Annotated in this window: 17 protein-coding genes, 1 tRNA gene and 1 other RNA gene; 6 read left to right on the top strand and 13 right to left on the bottom strand. The window is 71.7% G+C overall.

Features of this window, described 5'->3' with window-relative positions:
* Positions 1–11: 11 nt before the first annotated feature.
* Both AC3RJ7_RS09655 and pta read right to left on the bottom strand, forming a co-directional pair.
* Positions 12–1,235: an acetate/propionate family kinase gene (locus AC3RJ7_RS09655; protein WP_491455624.1), complete on the bottom strand. Its 1,224-nt coding sequence runs from the start codon at positions 1,233–1,235 to the stop codon at positions 12–14.
* Positions 1,232–3,418 (bottom strand): phosphate acetyltransferase, encoded by a 2,187-nt coding sequence (gene pta / locus AC3RJ7_RS09650; RefSeq protein ID WP_491455623.1) that lies wholly within the window; start codon positions 3,416–3,418, stop codon positions 1,232–1,234. Before pta ends, AC3RJ7_RS09655 begins: the two co-directional genes overlap by 4 nt.
* Before the next feature lie 327 nt (positions 3,419–3,745).
* Between pta and ffs the strand changes: the two genes are divergently transcribed.
* Together ffs and AC3RJ7_RS09640 are read left to right on the top strand one after the other, a co-directional pair.
* Positions 3,746–3,842, top strand: an RNA gene (ffs, locus tag AC3RJ7_RS09645) — signal recognition particle sRNA small type.
* Positions 3,840–3,927 (top strand) — tRNA-Ser (locus AC3RJ7_RS09640). The genes ffs and AC3RJ7_RS09640 overlap by 3 nt, the downstream gene beginning before the upstream one ends.
* A gap of 103 nt (positions 3,928–4,030) precedes the next feature.
* On the opposite strand, the gene AC3RJ7_RS09635 is transcribed toward AC3RJ7_RS09640, so the two are convergent.
* Positions 4,031–4,681, bottom strand: a complete 651-nt coding sequence (locus AC3RJ7_RS09635) for a DUF4190 domain-containing protein (RefSeq protein WP_491455622.1) — start codon at positions 4,679–4,681, stop codon at positions 4,031–4,033.
* A 418-nt stretch (positions 4,682–5,099) separates the two neighbouring features.
* Here AC3RJ7_RS09635 and AC3RJ7_RS09630 point away from each other — a divergent pair, with 418 nt between their 5' ends.
* Complete coding sequence (locus AC3RJ7_RS09630) at positions 5,100–5,621, top strand: hypothetical protein (protein WP_491455621.1); 522 nt, start codon at positions 5,100–5,102, stop codon at positions 5,619–5,621.
* Between the two features lie 70 nt (positions 5,622–5,691).
* Here the strand turns inward: AC3RJ7_RS09630 and AC3RJ7_RS09625 are convergent, their stop codons facing one another.
* The 3 genes from AC3RJ7_RS09625 to AC3RJ7_RS09615 are packed head-to-tail and all read right to left on the bottom strand — an operon-like array spanning position 5,692 to position 8,706.
* Positions 5,692–6,318 (bottom strand): GNAT family N-acetyltransferase, encoded by a 627-nt coding sequence (locus AC3RJ7_RS09625; RefSeq protein WP_491455620.1) that lies wholly within the window; start codon positions 6,316–6,318, stop codon positions 5,692–5,694.
* Positions 6,318–8,213, bottom strand: coding sequence for a helicase HerA-like domain-containing protein (locus tag AC3RJ7_RS09620; RefSeq protein WP_491455619.1), 1,896 nt, complete (start codon positions 8,211–8,213; stop codon positions 6,318–6,320). Before AC3RJ7_RS09620 ends, AC3RJ7_RS09625 begins: the two co-directional genes overlap by 1 nt.
* Before the next feature lie 37 nt (positions 8,214–8,250).
* Positions 8,251–8,706, bottom strand: a complete 456-nt coding sequence (locus AC3RJ7_RS09615; RefSeq protein ID WP_491455618.1) for an SRPBCC domain-containing protein — start codon at positions 8,704–8,706, stop codon at positions 8,251–8,253.
* 147 nt (positions 8,707–8,853) lie between these two features.
* On the opposite strand from AC3RJ7_RS09615, the gene AC3RJ7_RS09610 reads away from it, so the two are divergent.
* The 3 genes from AC3RJ7_RS09610 to AC3RJ7_RS09600 are packed head-to-tail and all read left to right on the top strand — an operon-like array spanning position 8,854 to position 11,934.
* Positions 8,854–9,759 (top strand): AraC family transcriptional regulator, encoded by a 906-nt coding sequence (locus tag AC3RJ7_RS09610; protein WP_491455617.1) that lies wholly within the window; start codon positions 8,854–8,856, stop codon positions 9,757–9,759.
* 22 nt (positions 9,760–9,781) lie between these two features.
* Positions 9,782–11,080, top strand: coding sequence for a non-homologous end-joining DNA ligase (gene ligD, locus AC3RJ7_RS09605; RefSeq protein WP_491455616.1), 1,299 nt, complete (start codon positions 9,782–9,784; stop codon positions 11,078–11,080).
* The gene (locus AC3RJ7_RS09600) at positions 11,077–11,934 is read left to right on the top strand and encodes an aminoglycoside phosphotransferase family protein (protein ID WP_491455615.1); all 858 of its coding nucleotides are present in this window, start codon (positions 11,077–11,079) and stop codon (positions 11,932–11,934) included. Before ligD ends, AC3RJ7_RS09600 begins: the two co-directional genes overlap by 4 nt.
* A gap of 70 nt (positions 11,935–12,004) precedes the next feature.
* On the opposite strand, the gene menC is transcribed toward AC3RJ7_RS09600, so the two are convergent.
* From menC to bcp, 7 genes are all read right to left on the bottom strand, one after another.
* The gene (gene menC / locus AC3RJ7_RS09595) at positions 12,005–13,228 is read right to left on the bottom strand and encodes an o-succinylbenzoate synthase (RefSeq protein ID WP_491455614.1); all 1,224 of its coding nucleotides are present in this window, start codon (positions 13,226–13,228) and stop codon (positions 12,005–12,007) included.
* Positions 13,225–14,169, bottom strand: coding sequence for a hypothetical protein (locus AC3RJ7_RS09590; protein WP_491455613.1), 945 nt, complete (start codon positions 14,167–14,169; stop codon positions 13,225–13,227). Before AC3RJ7_RS09590 ends, menC begins: the two co-directional genes overlap by 4 nt.
* Positions 14,170–14,448: 279 nt before the next feature.
* On the bottom strand, positions 14,449–15,366 hold the full coding sequence (locus AC3RJ7_RS09585) for a hypothetical protein (RefSeq protein WP_491455612.1): 918 nt from the start codon (positions 15,364–15,366) through the stop codon (positions 14,449–14,451).
* Positions 15,367–15,731: 365 nt separating this feature from the next.
* Positions 15,732–16,694 (bottom strand): factor-independent urate hydroxylase, encoded by a 963-nt coding sequence (gene pucL, locus AC3RJ7_RS09580; RefSeq protein WP_491455611.1) that lies wholly within the window; start codon positions 16,692–16,694, stop codon positions 15,732–15,734.
* 6 nt (positions 16,695–16,700) lie between these two features.
* The gene (gene uraH / locus AC3RJ7_RS09575) at positions 16,701–17,066 is read right to left on the bottom strand and encodes a hydroxyisourate hydrolase (protein ID WP_491455610.1); all 366 of its coding nucleotides are present in this window, start codon (positions 17,064–17,066) and stop codon (positions 16,701–16,703) included.
* Positions 17,063–17,560 (bottom strand): 2-oxo-4-hydroxy-4-carboxy-5-ureidoimidazoline decarboxylase, encoded by a 498-nt coding sequence (gene uraD / locus AC3RJ7_RS09570; RefSeq protein ID WP_491455609.1) that lies wholly within the window; start codon positions 17,558–17,560, stop codon positions 17,063–17,065. Before uraD ends, uraH begins: the two co-directional genes overlap by 4 nt.
* A 172-nt stretch (positions 17,561–17,732) precedes the next feature.
* The gene (gene bcp / locus AC3RJ7_RS09565) at positions 17,733–18,209 is read right to left on the bottom strand and encodes a thioredoxin-dependent thiol peroxidase (protein WP_491455608.1); all 477 of its coding nucleotides are present in this window, start codon (positions 18,207–18,209) and stop codon (positions 17,733–17,735) included.
* Positions 18,210–18,350 lie beyond the last annotated feature (141 nt).

The raw sequence follows: 18,350 nt of genomic DNA, 5'->3' as shown, positions 1-18,350 counted from the left end.
GCAGAGTTGGCTCAGATGGCCTCGAGCGTCTGTCGAGCGATCTCGAACTCCTCGTTCGTCGGGACCACGAGCACCGTGATCGGCGACGCGTCGGTCGAAATCACGCGGGTCTCGTTCGCGCGGAGGGCGTTCCGAGCGGGGTCGAGCTCGATGCCGAGCCCCTCGAGCCCGGCGAGCGCGGCGGCGCGCACGGGTGCCGAGTTCTCGCCGACACCCGCCGTGAACGAGATGACGTCGGCCCCGCCGAGCTGGGCCAGGTAGGCGCCCACGTACGCCCTGACCCGGTGGGCGTAGACGTCGAGCGCGAGGGCAGCGCGCTCGTCGCCCGACTCGGCCGCGTCCACGAGGTCGCGCATGTCGGCGTGCCCGCCAAGCCCGAGGATGCCGCTGCGCAGATTGAGCAGGTCGTCGACGTCGTCGACCCCGAGTCCCCCGCGCCGCTGCAGGTGCAACAGCACCGCGGGATCGATGTCGCCCGACCGGGTGCCCATGACGAGCCCCTCGAGCGGAGTCATGCCCATGCTCGTGTCCATCGAGCGTCCGCCGTCGATGGCGCACGCCGACGCCCCGTTGCCGAGGTGCAGCACGATCTGGCGCAGCTCCTCGACCGGCCGCCCGAGGAACTCGGCTGCCGCCAGCGACACGTACCGGTGCGACGTGCCGTGGAATCCGTACCGCCGGATGCGGTACCTCGCAGCGAGATCGCGGTCGATCGCGTACGTGTACGCCGCGGGCGGCATCGTCTGGTGGAACGCCGTATCGAACACCGCGACGTGCGGCACCTCGGGGAACGCCCGCTGCGCCGCCTCGATGCCCTCGAGGTTCGCGGGGTTGTGCAGCGGCGCGAGGGTCGAGAGCTCGTCGATGTTGATCTTCACGAGCTCGGTGATGACCGTCGGCTCGAAGAAGCGCGCCCCGCCCTGCACGACGCGATGCCCGACGGCGACCGGCGGGTGCGCCTCGAGCGACGGCCCCGCCTCCGCGAACGCGGCGAGCATCACCTCGAAGGCGGCGAAGTGGTCGTGCGCGTCGACCTCGAGCTCACGGGTGACGGATGCCTCGCCGGCACCTCCGCCCGAGTCGTCGAGCACCCCGGCGTTCACGTGCTTCGCGAGCCCGCCCTCGCGCCCGATCCGCTCGACGAGCCCCGAGGCGAGCGAGCGACCCGAGTCGGTCTCGATCAACCGGTACTTCAGCGACGAGGAACCCGAGTTGATGACGAGGACGACGCTCACGAGGCATCCGCCGCCTGGATCGCCGTGATGGCCACGGTGTTCACGATGTCCTGTACGAGGGCGCCGCGCGAGAGGTCGTTGATGGGCTTGCGCAGGCCCTGCAGCACGGGCCCGATCGCGACCGCCCCCGCCGAGCGCTGCACGGCCTTGTACGTGTTGTTGCCCGTGTTGAGGTCGGGGAAGACGAAGACGGTGGCCCGCCCGGCGACATCCGAGTCGGGCAGCTTGGTGCGCGCGACCGCGGCGTCGGCGGCCGCGTCGTACTGGATCGGCCCCTCGACCGCGAGCTCGGGCGCGCGCTCGCGCACGAGGGCCGTCGCGCGGCGCACCTTGTCGACGTCGGCGCCCGCGCCCGACTCCCCCGTCGAGTACGAGAGCATCGCGATGCGCGGCTCGATGCCGAACTGGGCGGCCGTCGTGGCCGACGAGATCGCGATGTCGGCGAGCTGCTCGGCCGTCGGGTCGGGAACGATCGCGCAGTCGCCGTAGACGAGCACGCGGTCGGCGAGCGCCATGAGGAACACGCTCGACACGACGTCGACGCCGTCCTTCGTCTTGATGATCTCGAACGACGGCCTGATCGTGTGCGCGGTCGTGTGCGCCGCGCCCGACACCATGCCGTCGGCCATGCCGAGCTCGACCATCATCGTGCCGAAGTACGAGACGTCCTGCACGCGCTCGCGCGCCTGCTCGAGCGTGACGCCCTTGTGCGCGCGACGCTTCTGGTACTCCTCGGCGAAGCGCGTGACGTAGACGAAGTCGTGGTTCGAGAGCACGGTCGCCCGCGAGATGTCGAGGCCCAGCCCGATCGCGCGCGAACGCACCTCGATCTCCTCGCCGAGGATCGTGAGGTCGGCGACGTCGCGGGCGAGCAGCGTCGCCGCGGCACGCAGAATGCGGTCGTCGTACCCCTCGGGCAGCACGATGTGCTTCCGTTCGCGGCGCGCCCGCTCGAGCAGGCCGTACTCGAACATGAGCGGCGTGACCACGTCGGGGCTCGCGATCTCGAGCCCGTCGAGGAGCGCATCGGCGTCGACGTGGTGCTCGAACAGCGACAGCGCCGTGTCGCGCTTGCGCTGCGACTCGGCGGCGAGCCGGCCGCGGGTGTGCGTGATCGCCAGTGCGGTCTCGTAGCTCGAGAGCTCGGTGCGGATGATCGGCAGGCCGGCCTTCAGGCCCTCGACGAGGCGCACGATGTGCTCGGAGAGCGGGAACCCGCCGTTCAGCACGATGCCCGACACCGACGGGAACGTCTGCGACGAGTGGGCGGTGAGCACACCGAGCAGCACCTCGCTGCGGTCGCCCGGCACGATCACCACCGAACCCTCGATGAGGCGCGAGAGCACGTTCTCCATCGACATCGCCGCGATGACGACGCCGAGCGCCTCGCGGTCGAGCAGGTCGGGATCGCCCGCGTACAGCTCGCCGTCGACGGCCTGCATGATCGTGCGCATCGAGGGCGCGACGAGGAACTGGTCTTCGGGAATGGCCCAGACGAGCGCCGCGGATGCCTCGCCGGCGGTGCCGACGGTGGGCCGTGCGGCGGGCCGTGCGGCGGCCGCGGGTCCGAGTCCGCCCGCGCGCACCGCGTCGACGATCTCGCCGAGCCGGTCGGGATCGGCACGGTTGACGACCACGCCGAGCAGCGACGCGTGCTCGCGCTCGAGCTCCTCGACCGCGAGTTCGGAGAGCTGCGCGAGTTCGTCGGGCGTGCGGGCGTCGCTGTCGCCGAGTCGCTCGCTGAGGGCGCGCCCCTGCCCCTCGCCGACCCTGCCGCCGAGCACGAGCAGCACCGGCGCACCGAGGTTCGCGGCGATGCGGGCGTTGTACGCGAGCTCGGTCGGGCTGCCGACGTCGGTGTAGTCGGAGCCGATGATGACGACCGCGTCGCACCGGCCCTCGATGGCCTTGAACCGCCGCACGATCGTGGCGAGTGCGGCGTCGGGGTCGGCGTGCACCTCGTCGTAGCCGACGCCGATCGCCTCGTCGTACGAGAGCGGCACGACGCCGTCGTGCGCGAGCAGCAGCTCGAGCACGTAGTCGCGTTCGGCGGTCGACCGTGCGATCGGACGGAAGACGCCGACCTTCGCCGCACGCCGGGTCAGCGTGTCGAGCGTGCCGAGCGCGACGGTGGACTTGCCGGTGTTCCCCTCGGCCGAGCAGATGTAGATGCTGTGCGCCACGCATCCAGCCTATTCGGCGGGCTCATCGCTCCGCCGGGAGTTCGGGCGGAACGACGGCGAGTGTTCGCACTCGGCGGAACGTCGCCGACCGACTCGGTCACGGTGCGCCTGCCGCGGCGGGCCTCCCGCGCCGCGCCTCCCGCGCCGCGCCTCGCGCGGTGATCTCTCCGCGGAGTGCGACCACATGACCACACGACCACACCCGGTACGACCACATGACCACACGACCACACCGACGGGACGCACGGTGTCGACACGCGAAGATCGCGGGCGGACACCGCGAACGGGCGAGCGTACGGCGGGCGCTCCGGACTCGGGTAGACTGTCCGAGGCTCCCCACGTGGCGCTATCCAGGCCAACTCCCCCAGGGCGGAAACGCAGCAAGGGTAACCGGGCTCTGGCGGGTGCGTGGGGGGTCACTGGAGGATTCGCCTAGTGGCCTATGGCGCACGCTTGGAAAGCGTGTTGGGTGAAAGCCCTCGGGGGTTCGAATCCCCCATCCTCCGCCAAACTCAGTTCACGAGATCCGTTCTCGGGCACGCCCCTCATCGATCCGCATGAGGGGCGGTCTTCGTTCCGACCGGTCCGGCGAATCCGCGCGAACCGATCGGCTCAGCCCGCGCTGTGGACGCTCGCCGACGTCGGCGTGCAGGTGTACACCGCGTCGCCGACCTCGTGCACGCCGGTGCCGAGCCGACCGCACGTCTCGAACAGGTCGATGAAGCTGCCGGCGGCGAGCGACAGCACGACGACGGCGAGGACGACCCCGGCCGCGCCGATGATCACTCCGGCGAGCGCGAGCGGGTTCTTCGCCCCCGCACGCTTCGACTGGACGAGCGCCACCCAACTGAGGATCAGCCCGACGAGATTCAGGCCGCCGACGAGCGCGAGGACGAACCCGACGATGCCGAGCGTCTTGCCCGGCACCTCGCGTCGCGGATCCGACGCCCACGCCTGGCGGGAGTCGCGCTCATCGAGCAGGCTGTGCAATTGCATCACCATCGACTCGAAGCGGCGCTGCTCGGCGGGATCGGCGAGCTGGACCGACAGGAGTCTGGGCTCATCGGAGAAGTACCGACGAAGTGCCGGCACCGCCTCGCGGTCGCCGCCCCGGAGTCGCTCCGCGTCGAAGCGCAGGCCGCGTGCCCACGCGTCGCGATTCATGTACTCCAGAAGCGTCGCGAGTTCGCCGAGCAGGCGAACGATGCGGAAATCGACGGTGTCGACCGTCTCGTCGACGGTCAGGTCGCGCGGAGTCGCCACATGGTCTCCATTTCGGATGCGGACGGCGCCGCAGCGATCGACTCGCAGCGGGATTTCGTGCGGGTCAGGAGCATCCTAGTTCGCGCTCCCCGAGGCTCGATGCACCTTCTCCGATCGTGCACCGGAAGGTCGCCGGCACCGCCTATGCTGTCCTGAGCCGGGTCGTGAGGGCCCGAGATGTCGACGAAGACGACGGCGTTCTCGTTGACCCCACGACGCCGGCACATCCTCCCCCCTCACATCGATCGCCGCGCGGGCGCCTCGTGTCCCCCGTCGTGTCCTCATTAATGCCGAATAGCGCGCTCCCCGCGCGAGGCGCATGATGTGAGAGATGTCAGCTGCACCGGTGGAAGCGAGGAGTGGGGATTCAGGGGGCTCCTCCACCAGCGCGGCGGCAGCAGGGGGCGGCGGCCTCAGGGTGATCACCCTGAGGCCTCGTCGCACGCTCGGATGGAGCTACGGCGTCGCCGCTGCGGCGCTCGTGCTCCCGCTCCTCGCGGTCGAGCTGTGGGTGCTCGATCCGAGCGGCTCGTGGCCGGTCGTCGCCGTGACGGCCGCGATCGTCGGCGCGCTCATGGGCCTCGCCTGGATCGCGTACCGACGAACGCAGGTCTCCATCAGTCGCTACGGCGTCGTCGAGCGCGGGTTCTTCGGCACCACGACCGTCGTGGCGGCCCGCGACATCGCGAACGTGCTGCGCCTCGAGCTGTACCGGCCCAGCAGCCTCGACACGACCGACGAGCTCTTCGTGGTGTGCCGAAGCGGCCGCGGTCGCTTCCGCATGCGCGGCCGGTTCTGGGACGAGTCCTCGATGGATCTCGTGGCCGACGTGCTCGACGTCGAGGAGTCGACCAGGGAGCACCCCGTCACGCTCGCCGAGCTGCGCGAGAGCGACCCGGGGCTCCTCTACTGGTTCGAACGCCGCTCGCTCATGGTCTGAAGCTCACGGCTCGGTGGTCTCGATGCGCGCTCCGCGCTACTCGACCGACCGACACGATACGCGCTCCGCGCTACTCGACCGACCTCGTCGCGATCCCGAGCTTCGGCGACTCGGGCGTGCTCGACGGCAGTTCGTGGAATCCGAGCCGATCGTAGAACGCGCGCGCGGCCGTGTTCTCGGCGGCCAGCCCGAGGTGCACGGCCGCGACGCCGCGGTCGGCGAGCGCGCCGCGCACCGTGTCGATGAGCCGGCGCCCCCAGCCCTGCGCCTGCAGTTCGGGCAGCAGGTCGATGTGCAGGTGGGCGGGATAGTCGTCGAGTTCGGCGATGAGCATCCGCTCGGGGTGCGTGCCGGCCTCGATGAGCGCGGTCTCCGTGAACGCGGGCGCGTGCGCGGTCGGCGGCCCGGCGACGGGATGCCTCGCCGCGAAGCCCGGGGCCCACTCGCGTCGCCACCACTCGACGAAGTCGGCGGTGTCGGCCACCGCCATCACGTATCCGGCGGCCCGCTCGTCGTCGGCGACGACGAACACGAGCTCGGGCGCGTACTCGACGTACGGCAGCGCGAACACCTCGGGCATGAGCGAGTCGTCGGAGTACACGCCCGTGGCGTCGCCGCCCGCCGCCGCCGTGCGCAGGCAGATGAGCGCGACGTCTTCGCGGTCGCCGGGGCGGTACGGGCGGATTTCGAACGGCATCAGCGCCGCTTGGCCATGCCGAAGATGCCGGTGATGACCTGCTTCAGCACGGTCTGGGTCGTGCGCGAGCCGAGCACCTCCTCGAGGGCCGACTTCTCCTTCGAACGAGAACGCGACGACGACCCCGACCGCGAGCTCCCCGACGTCTGCTTCATGAGGCGGTCGTACTCGGCCTGCGCCTTCTTGTCGGCCTTCGCCGCGTCGGCCTGGATCTTCGCCTGCATCTTCGCGTACTCGGCATCGGCCTTCGCCTTGGCCGCCGCGGCCTCCTCGGCGTCGACCTTCGCCGCGGCATCCGCGAGCTTCTTCGTGAGGATCTCGTGCGCCGACTCGCGATCGATGCCCGTCGCGTACTTCGCCGACAGCGGCGACGCGGCGACGGCCGCGTCGATCGCCGCGTCGGGCGAGGGCGACATGGATGCCTGGGGCGCGCGCAGCCGCGTCCACGCGACGGGCGACGGCGCGCCCTTCTCGTTCATGACCGTGACGATCGCCTCGCCGGTGCCGAGCACGGTGAGCGTCTCCTCCAGGTCGTAGCCCGAGTTCGGATACGTCGAGACCGTGGCGCGCAGCGCCTTCGCGTCGTCGGGCGTGAAGGCGCGCAGCTGGTGCTGCACGCGCGAGCCGAGCTGGGCGAGCACGTCGCCCGGCACGTCCTTCGGGGTCTGCGTCACGAAGAACACGCCGACGCCCTTCGAGCGGATGAGCCGCACGGTCTGGGTGATCTGGGCGAGGAACTCCTTCGACGCATCCTTGAACAGGAGGTGCGCCTCGTCGAAGAAGAACACGAGCTTCGGCTTGTCGAGGTCGCCGACCTCGGGCAGGTCCGTGAAGAGGTCGGCGAGCAGCCACATGAGGAACGTCGAGTAGAGGGCCGGCTTGTCGGCGACGCCCGGCACCTCGAGCAGGCTGATGATGCCGCGGCCATCGGGCGCGGTGCGCAGGAACTCGGCCGTGTCGATCTCGGGCTCGCCGAAGAAGACGTCGGCGCCCTGGTCGGCGAACGTGATGAGCTCGCGCAGGATGACCCCGACCGTCGCCTTCGAGAGCCCGCCGAGCCCTTCGAGCTCGGGTTTGCCCTCGTCGCTCACGAGGTAGGCGAGCACGGCGCGCAGGTCCTCGAGGTCGAGGAGGGCGAGGTTGTTCTTGTTGGCGTAGTGGAAGACGAGGCCGAGGCTCGACTCCTGCGTGTCGTTGAGGCCGAGCACCTTCGAGAGCAGCAGCGGCCCGAAGCCCGAGATCGTGGCGCGGATCGGCACGCCCTTGCCGACGCCGCCGAGCGAGAAGAACTCGGTCGGGAAGCTCGCCGCCGTCCACTCCTGCCCGATGCCGGCGGTGCGCTTCAGCAGCTTCTCGTTGCCCTCGCCCGGCGTCGCGACGCCCGAGAGGTCGCCCTTGATGTCGGCCGCGAACACGGCGACGCCCGCCGCCGAGAGCTGCTCGGCGAGCACCTGGAGCGTGCGGGTCTTGCCCGTGCCGGTCGCACCGGCGACGAGCCCGTGCCGGTTGGTCATCGCGATCGGAATGCGCACCGGGACGGAGGGCATCGCCTCGCCGTTGACGAGCGCTCCCATCTCGAGCGCCGCGCCCTCGAAGGCGTACCCGGTGCGCACGGCTTCCACGTGCTTCGCGTCGAGCGGGCCGGATGACTCGGGCGCGGCCTGCCCGGCCGCCGGCCCGGCCTCGGCGGGCGACGGAACGGCAGGCCCTGCGGCGTCCGCAGGTGACTCGGTCGAGGCATCCCCGGCCATCGCAGCCTCGGCGGCCGCCTTCGCGAGCGCCGCAGCCTCCTCGGCCGCCTTGATCGCGGCGTCGGCCTGCGCCTGCAGGGCCTTCGCCGCCTCGGCCGCAGCGGCGGCCGCCTCCTGAGCTTGCTTCACCGCGTCATCGGCCATGCCGCGATCCTACCGAGCGGGCTCGCCGCGCCGCCCCTCACACCGGGAACGGCAGTGCGCGACCGGTCTCGATCCACGACTTGAAGCTCGAGAGCACGAGGGGCCAGGTCTCGGCGGTCTCGGCCTCGGCCGGGTGGCCCTCGCTCCATTCGTCGTTCGTGAACGTGAGCTTCGTGAGCGCGTCGCCGGCCGAGCTCATGCGCCAGGTCATGCGACTGCGCAGCTCCGCGTGGTTCTCGCGGTACGTGGGCCCGGGGTGCTCGGAGAGCTGCAGCAGCGCGCCCGGCTCGGCGGCGAGCACCTCGCCGTAGACGTGCACGGTCTCGTCGCCGTCCTGGCCCGGGCCGACGTACTCGTAGCGCTCGCCCGGGGCGAGCTCGCCGCGGAGCACCGAGCCCCACATGACGGCGCGGCTGCCCGCGTCGCCGGTGATCGCGTCCCACACCTGCTGCGGCTCGGCCGCGACGTACAGGGTCATCTCGAAGTCGGACATGGTCGTTCCCTCCATCGGTTCCGTCGGTTCGGTTCGACGGTACGGATGCCTCGTGGCGGGCGTCTTGCACAAACACGACAGCGGCCGGCGGCGGTGGGCCGGGGTGCCTGCTCGCGCGGTGTCGGCGGCGGACCCCATACTCGGACCATGCAGCCCTCGGAGTACTGGCGCACGCGCGCGGGCGCCGCCGACAAGGGCGTGCTCGCGCCGCGGCCCGGCGAGCCCGGGCTCGCGCCGATCGCGGCCGACGCGGCCGCGCAGCACGCGGCCGAGGCGCCGGTGCGGCTCGCGCGGTTCCCGGCGCCACCCTCGGTCGCGCACGTCGTGCGGCACTTCTGGGTGCCGCGGTGGCGGCTTCCCGCCGGCGTCGTCGTCGAGCAGGGCGTGCTCGAGTACCCGTCGGCGAACCTCGTCGTCGAGCCCGCGGGCACCGCGCTGCACGGGCCGTCGATCGGGCGCGGCGTCTCCCGCCTCGAGGGCGAGGGGTGGGCCGTCGGCGCACTCCTGCAGCCGGGCGTCGCGGGCCGCATCGCACCGGGCGAGACCCGCACGCTCGTCGGCAGCTCGGTGCCGGTCGGGGCCCTGCGACTCCGGGGCACCGCGACCGGCATCGCGCGGGTTCGCGCGGCCGCCGAAGCCGGTCGCGACGAGGAGGCCGTCGCGGCGTTCGCCGACTGGCTCGGCGCGCAGTCGATCGAGCTCGACGCCGATGCGGCGCTCGCCGCTCGCGTCGTCGAACTCGCCGAGACCGATCGCACCATCCTGCGGGCGAGCGAACTGGCCGACGCGAGCGGGCTCGGCCTGCGCGCACTCGAGCGACTCGTGCGCTCCCGACTCGGGTTGACGCCGAAATGGCTCATCGGCCGCTACCGCATGCAGGAGGCGGCGCACCGCCTGGCCGCCCCCGAGGCGCCGCCGCTCGCCGAGTTGGCCGCCGAGCTCGGATTCGCCGACCAGGCGCACTTCACCCGCGAGTTCCGCACCGTCATCGGCGAGACGCCGCGACGCTATGCGGCGGCAGCGCGGTCGGCCCGCGGTCTTCCCTCCGAATGACGGCCCGACCTAGGGTGAGAGGGTGAGTCCGACGGCGCGTGCGGCAGAGGTCATCGAGGTCGACGGTCGCGAGGTGCGCATCTCGCACCCCGACAAGGTCGTCTTCCCCGAGCCCGGTCTCACCAAGCTCGACCTCGTGAACTACTACCTCGCCGTCGCCGACGGCGCCCTCCGCGGAGCGGGCGGCCGGCCGATGGTGCTCAAGCGCTTCGTCAAGGGCATCGACCAGGAGGCGTTCTTCCAGAAGCGGGTGCCCGACAAGCGCCCCGACTGGATCGACACGGCCACCCTGCACTACGCCTCGGGCAACTCGGCCGAAGAGGTCGTCGTCAACGACGCGGCCGCGCTCGCCTGGGTCGTGAACCTGGGATGCATCGACCTCAACCCGCACCCGGTGCGGGCCGACGACCTCGACCACCCCGACGAGCTGCGCGTCGACCTCGACCCGATGCCCGGCGTCGACTGGTCGCAGATCGTCGACGTCGCGTTCGTCGCGCGCGAGGTGCTCGACGACGTCGGTCTCGTCGGCTGGCCGAAGACCTCGGGCTCGCGCGGCATGCACATCTCGGTGCGCATCGCGCCCGAATGGACCTACCCCGAGGTGCGGCTCGCCGCCGAGACGCTCGCCCGCGAGGTCGAGCTCCGCGCCCCCGGACTCGCCTCCGCCCGCTGGTGGAAGGAGGAGCGCGGCGAGAGCGTCTTCGTCGACTTCAACCAGAACGCGAAGGACCGCACGGTCGCCTCGGCCTACTCGGTGCGACCGTTGCCCGACGCCCGCGTCTCGACCCCGCTCGACTGGTCGGAGGTGCGCGAGAGCCGGCCCGAGCGATTCACCGTCGCGACCGTGCTCGAGCGCTTCGCCGAACGCGGCGACCCCGCGGCCGGCATCGAGGACGCGGTGGGCCGGCTCGACGGGCTGCTGCGACTGGCCGACGAGCTCGGCCCCGCCGAGAAGCCGCCCCGCCGCGGCCCAGGCGACGGGTCGGGGCAACGGCTGTCGACGATGCCGCTCATCGAGATCGCACGGGCCAAGACCAAGCCCGAGGCGCTCGACGGCCTCGAACGGTGGAAGGCGAGGCATCCCGACGTCGTCGCCCGGCTCGAACCGGCCGACGTGCTCGTCGACGGCATGCGCGGCAGCTCGTCGCTCTGGTACCGGATCCGCGTGAACCTGCAGCACGTGCCCGAGGGCGACCGCCCCGAGCAGGAGCCGCTCGAGGTCGACTACGACCCGTGGGCGAAGTACCGCGACGCCGACGGGCAGCTCTCGTTCCCCCAGGGCCGCGCCCGCGGCGACGACGCAGCGGGCCGCACCTCGTGAGCGACTTCGGACCGGTCGACCCCGGCCACCACGCCGACCTCGAATGGCTGCACCGGTGGCGGCTCCGCCCCGAGGGCGATCCGCAGACGACCGCGTCGAGCACCCTCCTTCCCGTGCGGGCGGCCGACGGACAGCCCGCGATGCTCAAGATCGCGCACGTCGACGAAGAGGAGCGCGGGGCGGAGCTGCTCGAGCTCCTCGACGGGCGCGGCGTCGCCCGAGTGCTCCGCCGCGAGGGACGGGCGCTCCTGCTCGAACGGGCGACCGGCACGAGGGACCTCGTGCGCATGGTGGTCGACGGTGACGACGACGGCGCGACGCGGGTCATCTGCGACGCGGCGGCCCTCGTGCACCGCGACCCCGCGGAGCTTCCGACCCTGACCGACTCGGGGGTCCCGCTGCTCGTGCCGCTCGAGACGTGGTTCCGCGAACTGTTCGCGCACGCCGACGACTTCGACCCGCTGCACCGTCAGGGCGCCGACTACGCCGACCGGCTGCTCTCGTCGCAGCGCGACGAACGGGTGCTGCACGGCGACCTGCACCACGGCAACGTGCTCGACTTCGGCGAGCGCGGCTGGCTCGTCATCGACCCGAAGGGCCTCGTCGGCGAGGCGGCGTTCGACTACTGCAATCTGCTGTGCAACCCGTCGCACGCGCGGGCCCTCCTGCCGGGCCGGCTGGCCCGGCAGTTCGCCGTCGTCGTCGGGAAGACCGCGATCCAGCCGTCTCGCCTGCGCGACTGGCTCGTGGCGTGGTGCGCCCTGTCGTCGACGTGGTTCGCGATCGCCGACGACCCGGGGCACGCCGAATCGGTCACCCGCCTCGGCGTGACGGCCGCCGATCTGCCGCTCTGATCGCCGTCGGTCGCCACGCACGGGCACGCCCGGGCGTCGGCGGCGGCCGAACCTCAGCGGCGGCCGAACCTCAGCGGCCGCCGAGCGTCAGCGGCGGCCGAGATGCCCACTCCCGCACCAGTTCGGTGCGCACCTCGACCCCGGTGCCGGGCCCGTCGGGCACCCGCAACTGCCCGCGGTGCTCGCCCTCGCCGAGCACGAACGGCTCGGTCACGTCGTCGGCGTAGTAGCGGCCCGACGCCGAGGTGTCGCCCGGCAGCGTGAAACCGGGCAGCGCGGCGAGGGCGACGTTGGCGGCGCGGCCGATGCCGGTCTCGAGCATTCCGCCGCACCACACCGGCACGTCGAGTTCGCGGCAGGCGTCGTGCACCCGCAGGCCCTCGAGGTAGCCGCCCATGCGACCCGGCTTGATGTTGATGACGCTCGTGGCGCCGCGGTCGATCGCATCGACGGCGGTCGCGGCATCGAGGATCGACTCGTCGAGGCAGACGGGTGTCTCGCATGCTTCGGCGAGGCGGACGTGGGTCGCGAGATCCTCCTCGGCGAACGGCTGCTCGATGAGCAGCAGGTCGAACGCGTCGAGGCTCGCGAGGGTCGGGATGTCGTCGGCCGTGTACGCCGTGTTGGCATCGACCTGCAGCAGGCCGTCGCGCCCCATGAGCTCGCGCACGGCGGCGACGGGCACGAGGTCCCAGCCGGGCTTGATCTTGAGCTTGATGCGGCGGTAGCCGTCCTCGAGGTACCCGGTCACCTCGTCGAGCAGCTCCTCGAGCGTCGGGGCGATGCCGACCGACACCCCGCAGTCGACCCATTGGCGGACGGCGCCGAACGCCTCGCCCATCGAGCGCCCCTGCGCCCGCAGCTCGGCGTCGAGCACGGCGGCCTCGAGCGCCGCCTTCGCCATGCGGTGACCGGCGACGAACGCGAGCGTGCCCGCGACCGAGCTCGCGAGCGGCATCGAGGCGCCGCGTGTTCCGGGCCCCTCGACGGCCTCGGTCGCGGCGCGGTCGGCGCCGGCATGCGCGGCCCCACCGTGCGCGACGCTCGCGTCGAGCAGCGCGGGGCCGAGGAATCGCTCGATGACGGATGCCGCGCCGTCGACGTACTCGGACGAGTAGAACGGCTCGCGGCCCGCCACGCACTCGCCCCAGCCCTCGCCGGCGTCGGTGCGCACGTGCACGAGCAATGCCTCGCGCACCGTCTCGCGACCGAAGCTCGTCTCGAACGGCCGCACGAGCGGCACTTCGATGCGGTGCAGCTCGATCGCCTCGACGCGGGTCGGATTCGTCGTCATCTCGCCTCCTCGGGCATCGGGTCGGTGCGGCGCCCTCCCGCCTCGCCCGCACCGGGCGTGGTCGCGGGGTCCGTGCCGCGATCGACGCTCGCGGCACCCTCCTCGACCTCGACGTCCTCCGCGGGTGCGGTGTCGGGCGGATCGTCGGTGAACACGTAGTCGCCGGCCACGTCGAGCTCGGGCCGGAGCCCCTGCCGGGCCATGTCGGTGAATGCGCGTACGGACGCCTCCCGCATGCGCGCGGCGTCGGCCGCGGCATCCCGCCTGAACGACTCGAAGTCGGGGACGAGCGCGAACCCGGCCGTCGACGACCAGTGCGGGGCCGGGCCGCCCGCGAGCGCCCGCCGCACGCGCGGCGAGCCGAGTCGCCAGCGCACCTCGAAACGGTCGCTGCGGTCGGCGCCCGTGATCTCGTCGTCGAGTACGCCGTAGAACTCGGGCAGGTAGGCGGAGACCTCGGCCCCGAGCCGCACGAGGTTCATGCGGGCGTTGCGCCGGATGAGGGGGTCGAACGTCCAGCGGATCTCGTCGATGCCGTGCTCGAGGCACACGGCTCGTTGGCGCAGCTTGAGCGCGAGCCCGATGCCGTGCCCGCGCGCGGCCGGCGCGACCGCGTTCATGTGCGAGTGCAGGTGAACGCCCTCGTTCCAGCCGAGGAACCCGAGGGTCGCCCCGAGCAGCTGACCGGGCTCGGAGAACGGCGGCGTGGCCGAGGCATCCACCCCGCCCTCGTCGTCGGCGACCGCGACGAGCACGGTGCCGCCCGCGTGCACGAGCGCCCGGATCATGGAGTGGTCGGGCCCGCGTCCCGCGCCCCAGGTCGCTTCGAACCGGGCGAGCACGCCGGTGATCTCGTGCTCGGCGGCCGCGCGAGTGATGATGCCCGCGCCGAGGTCGGCGCGATCGGCGAGTCGCACGGCCTCCGCGACGTCAGCGTCCATGCTCCGAGGCTAGCCGAGCGCGCGCGCCCGCCGCGCTCGTGTTCTCGCGTCCTTCCCCCCACGCCGTCGCACCTCGTCGCTCCACCCGACCCGTCCCACCTCACCGAGAGTGCACTCCCCGCCCTGCTCCGGGCGAGAACTGCACTCTCGACGCCCACCGCGACGCCGGGCATCTCGCCGAGAGTGCACTCCCCGCTCGGCTCCGGGCGACGACTGCACGCTCGACGAGCGGGACGGAACCCCCTGGCGCGGACGCACGCGAGCGCGCCGGATCTCACCTCAGGCGACGATGCCGCAGGGCGAGCCGCTCCAGCCCCGGAGTCGCAGCGCTTCGGCGAGTTGCCGGGTCCAGGACCCCGGTCGGGAGTTCTTGCTCACGCGGATCACCAACCAACCGTTGCCGGCGAGCTCGTTCAGCCGGTCGACGTCGCGCTCCCACTGCACGTCGTCCTCGCGATGGTGGTCGCCGTCGTACTCGAGCAGCACCATCCACTCGCGGAAGACGAGGTCGCCGTGCGTCTGCCGACCCGACCGCAGCCGGATGACGCCGTTCGATTCGGGTTCGGGAAACCCCGCGGCGATCGCATCGAGACGGAGGGTGCTCTCCTTCGCCGACTCGGAGCCGGCTCGCAGATGCTCGCGAGCGGCGCGAAGCACGCGGCATCCGCGCCGTGACCCATGACGCTGCATCGCGGCGTCGATCTCTTCGAACGTGGTGAGCGGGTGCGGTCGGCCCACCAGCCGATCGCCGGCCTGCACGAGCTCGGTCTCACCGACCAGGGTCGCGAGCTGGCACCACGCGTCGGCCGGGCTCACCAGTCGCAATCCCCCGAGCCGACGCGTCGTCGGGGCGACCGCCGTGCGATGCCCGACGACTCCCCGCACCCGCGGCGGAAATGAGCCGCCCCACACGACGACGTGCAGCTCGGCGGGCGACTGCAGCCGGAACGGAAGCGGCATCCCCCACAGCTCCGCCGCCGTCGCGTGACTGAACGCGGCGCTCGAATGCCTCAGATGCAGTTCGAGGGCCGCGCACCGCTGCAGGAGCGATTTCGCGTCCTTGGCGGGCATCCGAATGCCGCGGATCGGAGCGACGAGGTCGGCGCACCGCATCCGCTTCTCGCTCAGGCCGTGCACCTCGCCTTCGGAGGTCGTGAACGGGCGCAGGGCGAGGTCGAGCGGGAGTTCGGCGCGCATGCTCCGAGGTTGGCAGGGCGATGAGCCGACGCTGCGGCCCGACCACGGTATGTGGGGCGCGCGGCTCCCTGGGCGGGTGTGCAGGAGGAGTGACCGCGGGCGCGAACGTCCGGTGGCGTTCGCGCGCCTCGTCGAAAGTGCACTCGTCGCCCCGATAGGGGCGACGAGTGCACTTTCGGCATCTCCGGCCGCAGGCAGGTCGGCGATGCCGCGCCCCGAGCGCACCCGAGAGTGCACTTGCCGCCCGGAACTGGGCGACAAGTGCACTCTCGGTGAATCAGGTGGGGCCGGCGCTCAGGCGCGAGGCGAGAACCCGCCGGCGGAGCCGGACGGGGCGTTCGCGAATCAGGTGAGGCGAGACCCGATCAGCAGAAGGCGCCGGTCGACGCCCAGACCTCGGGCACCTCGGCGAGGCCCTCGCGGGTGACCGTGGCCTCGATGAGGCCGTAGGAGCGGTCGCTCGCGTAGAACACCTCGTTGGGGTTGTCGAGGCCGAACGGCTCGAGGTCGACGACGAAGTGGTGCTTGTTCGGCATCGAGAACCGGATCTCCGCGATCTCGGGGTGCGCCTCGAGCACCGCCTGGCCCATCTCGAAGAGCGTCGTCTGCAGCGCCGCCGAGTAGTTCTCGGTGAACGTCTCGAGCAGGATCGCCTTCACGCTGTCGTAGACGACGTTGTAGTCGACCTCGGCACCCGGCTGGTAGCGCCAGCGGGTGGCGACGCTCGTGGCGAGGATTCGGTCGGTCGTCTCCTGGAGCGTCGTGTAGCGGTCCTTCGGGTAGCCGACGAAGCCCGACTGGGTGGTCTTGAGCACCGTGAGGTCCTTGAGGCCCGCGATGACGTGGCGGGTGTCGCCGTCGGCGATGACCGCGGCCGTGCGGATCTCCTGGCCCTTGCGGACGAACGAGTGGTCGTGCGGCTGGCCGTGGGCGACGATGCGCTCCCACGCGTAGCTCTCGGCGAGCCAGCGGCCGCCGGTCACCCAGTCGAAGGAGCCGACGAAGTGGTCGGCGAGGCGCAGCAGGAACGCCTCGGGCGAGCCGACGCCGTCGCGGGCGAAGGCGAAGACGGTGTTCTTCTGCGTGTCGGTCGCGACGACGTGCGAGTTGTCGCCGTCGAGGTGGGCGCCCGCGAAGTCGCCGCGCAGCTGCGAGGTGACGTTGAGGTCCTCGATCTCGTGACGGTCGGTGTCGCGGGTGACCTTGACGACGCGCACCTCGGCCTTGCCGTACTGGTTCGGGCCGAGCACGATCGAGCCGGAGCCGGAGCCGGAGCCGGAGCCGGCGGCGTCGGTGGTGGTCACGGAGTTGATCAGGGTGTCGGTCATGGTGGTCTAGCTTCCTCGGTAGGTCGAATAGGCGAAGGGGCTCAGCAGGATCGGCACGTGGTAGTGGCGACCCTCCTCGGCGACGAGGAACGTGAGCTGCACTTCGGGGTAGAAGGCTTCGGTCTGGGTGGAGGCGAAGTAGGCACCGGTGTCGAACCGGAGCCGGTACTCGCCGTTGGGGATGGTCTCGGGGCCGAGCTGCTTCGCCCGCCCGTCGTCGTCGGTCACGGCGCTCGCGAGGAGCTCCCAGCCGTCGGCCGAAGCCGAGGAAGCCCCGGCGGCCGAGCGGCGGTACAGCTCGACGGGCACCCCGGCGGCGGGCTTGCCGCGCCGGGCGTCGAGCACGTGCGTCGTGATCTGCGAAACGGTCATGCGGCGATGGCCCCCTTCAATCTCAGAACGGCGATCTCGCGCAGCTGCTCGGCGACGACCTGGTCTTCGGTCGCGTCGTCGTTGCCGAGCCGGGCGGTGAGCGCCTCGAGGATCTCGCCCGCCGAGCGTCCGGCGGCACGGATGAGGAACACCCGGCCGAACCGCTGCTCGTACGCGGCGTTGCCCTCGGCGAGGGCCCGCGCGATCTCGGCGTCGGCCGGGTCGACGCCCGCCTGCTCGGATCGCGACAGGGCCGCCTCGGTGCTCGCACCGCTCGCCCGCTCCCCGATCCGGGGATGGTGGCTGAGCGCCTGCTCGATCTCGCCGGCGGTGAACGGCGACGCGGCGGTGCCGGCCTCGTTCACGAGCTCGTCGATCGAGCCGTACGGTCGACGGTCGGCGAGGTGCTCGCACCATCGCGTGATGTCGACGCATGGTCGAAGCGTGGCGATCGCCTCCGAACGATCGGCTTCGTTGAACTGTTCAAGCTTCATCGCTTGAGTCACTTTCTCATTCTGCTGGCATCCACGGTGTACGGATATACGAAACTGATGTTTCGTATCGTGGAACTGTTATTTCAGCATGTGACAATGCTAACAACGCGGATGCCTCGTGGCAACGATTTCCGGCGAAGAAGTCGCGCCACGAGGCATCCGATTTCATGTGCTACAGACCGAGCTGCTCCCGCAGCCGGCCGACGTGCCCGTTCGGGTCGACGTTGTACTCGAGCGCCGAGACTCGACCCTCGGCGTCGACGACGGCGGTCGAGCGGATGAGCCCGTCGAAGGTGCGCCCGGCGACCGTCTTCTGGCCCCACGCACCCCAGGCGCGGGCGACCTGTGCGCCTTCGTCGCTCAGCAGCGAGAACGCGAGCTGCTCGGCCTCGGCGAACTCGGCGAGCCGCGAGACCGGGTCGGGCGAGATGCCGAGCACCGTGTAGCCGGCCGACTGGAACGACGCGAGGTTCTCGCGGAAGTCGCACGCCTCGGTCGTGCACCCGGGCGTGAACGCGGCCGGGTAGAAGTAGACGATGACCGGGCCGCCGCGGTGGTCGCTCAGGCGGCGCACCGTTCCGGTGGCGTCGGGCAGGGCGAAGTCGGGGGCGGCCTGGCCGGTCTCCAGCTCTTCGGACGAGTTGATCATGAGGTGCTCCGTTTCATCGGTCGAGGGGATGCCTCGGCGCCGGTGCCCTTCGCGGGGTCCGGTGATCCGGTTCGGTCGGCGGGAGGGATGGTGGTGGTGGGGACGATGGGGTCCCGGCGGAGGGGCCGGGAATGGATGCGG

This window comes from Agromyces solani (assembly GCF_058349925.1).
This window is presented reverse-complemented; position numbering and strand designations above follow the sequence as displayed.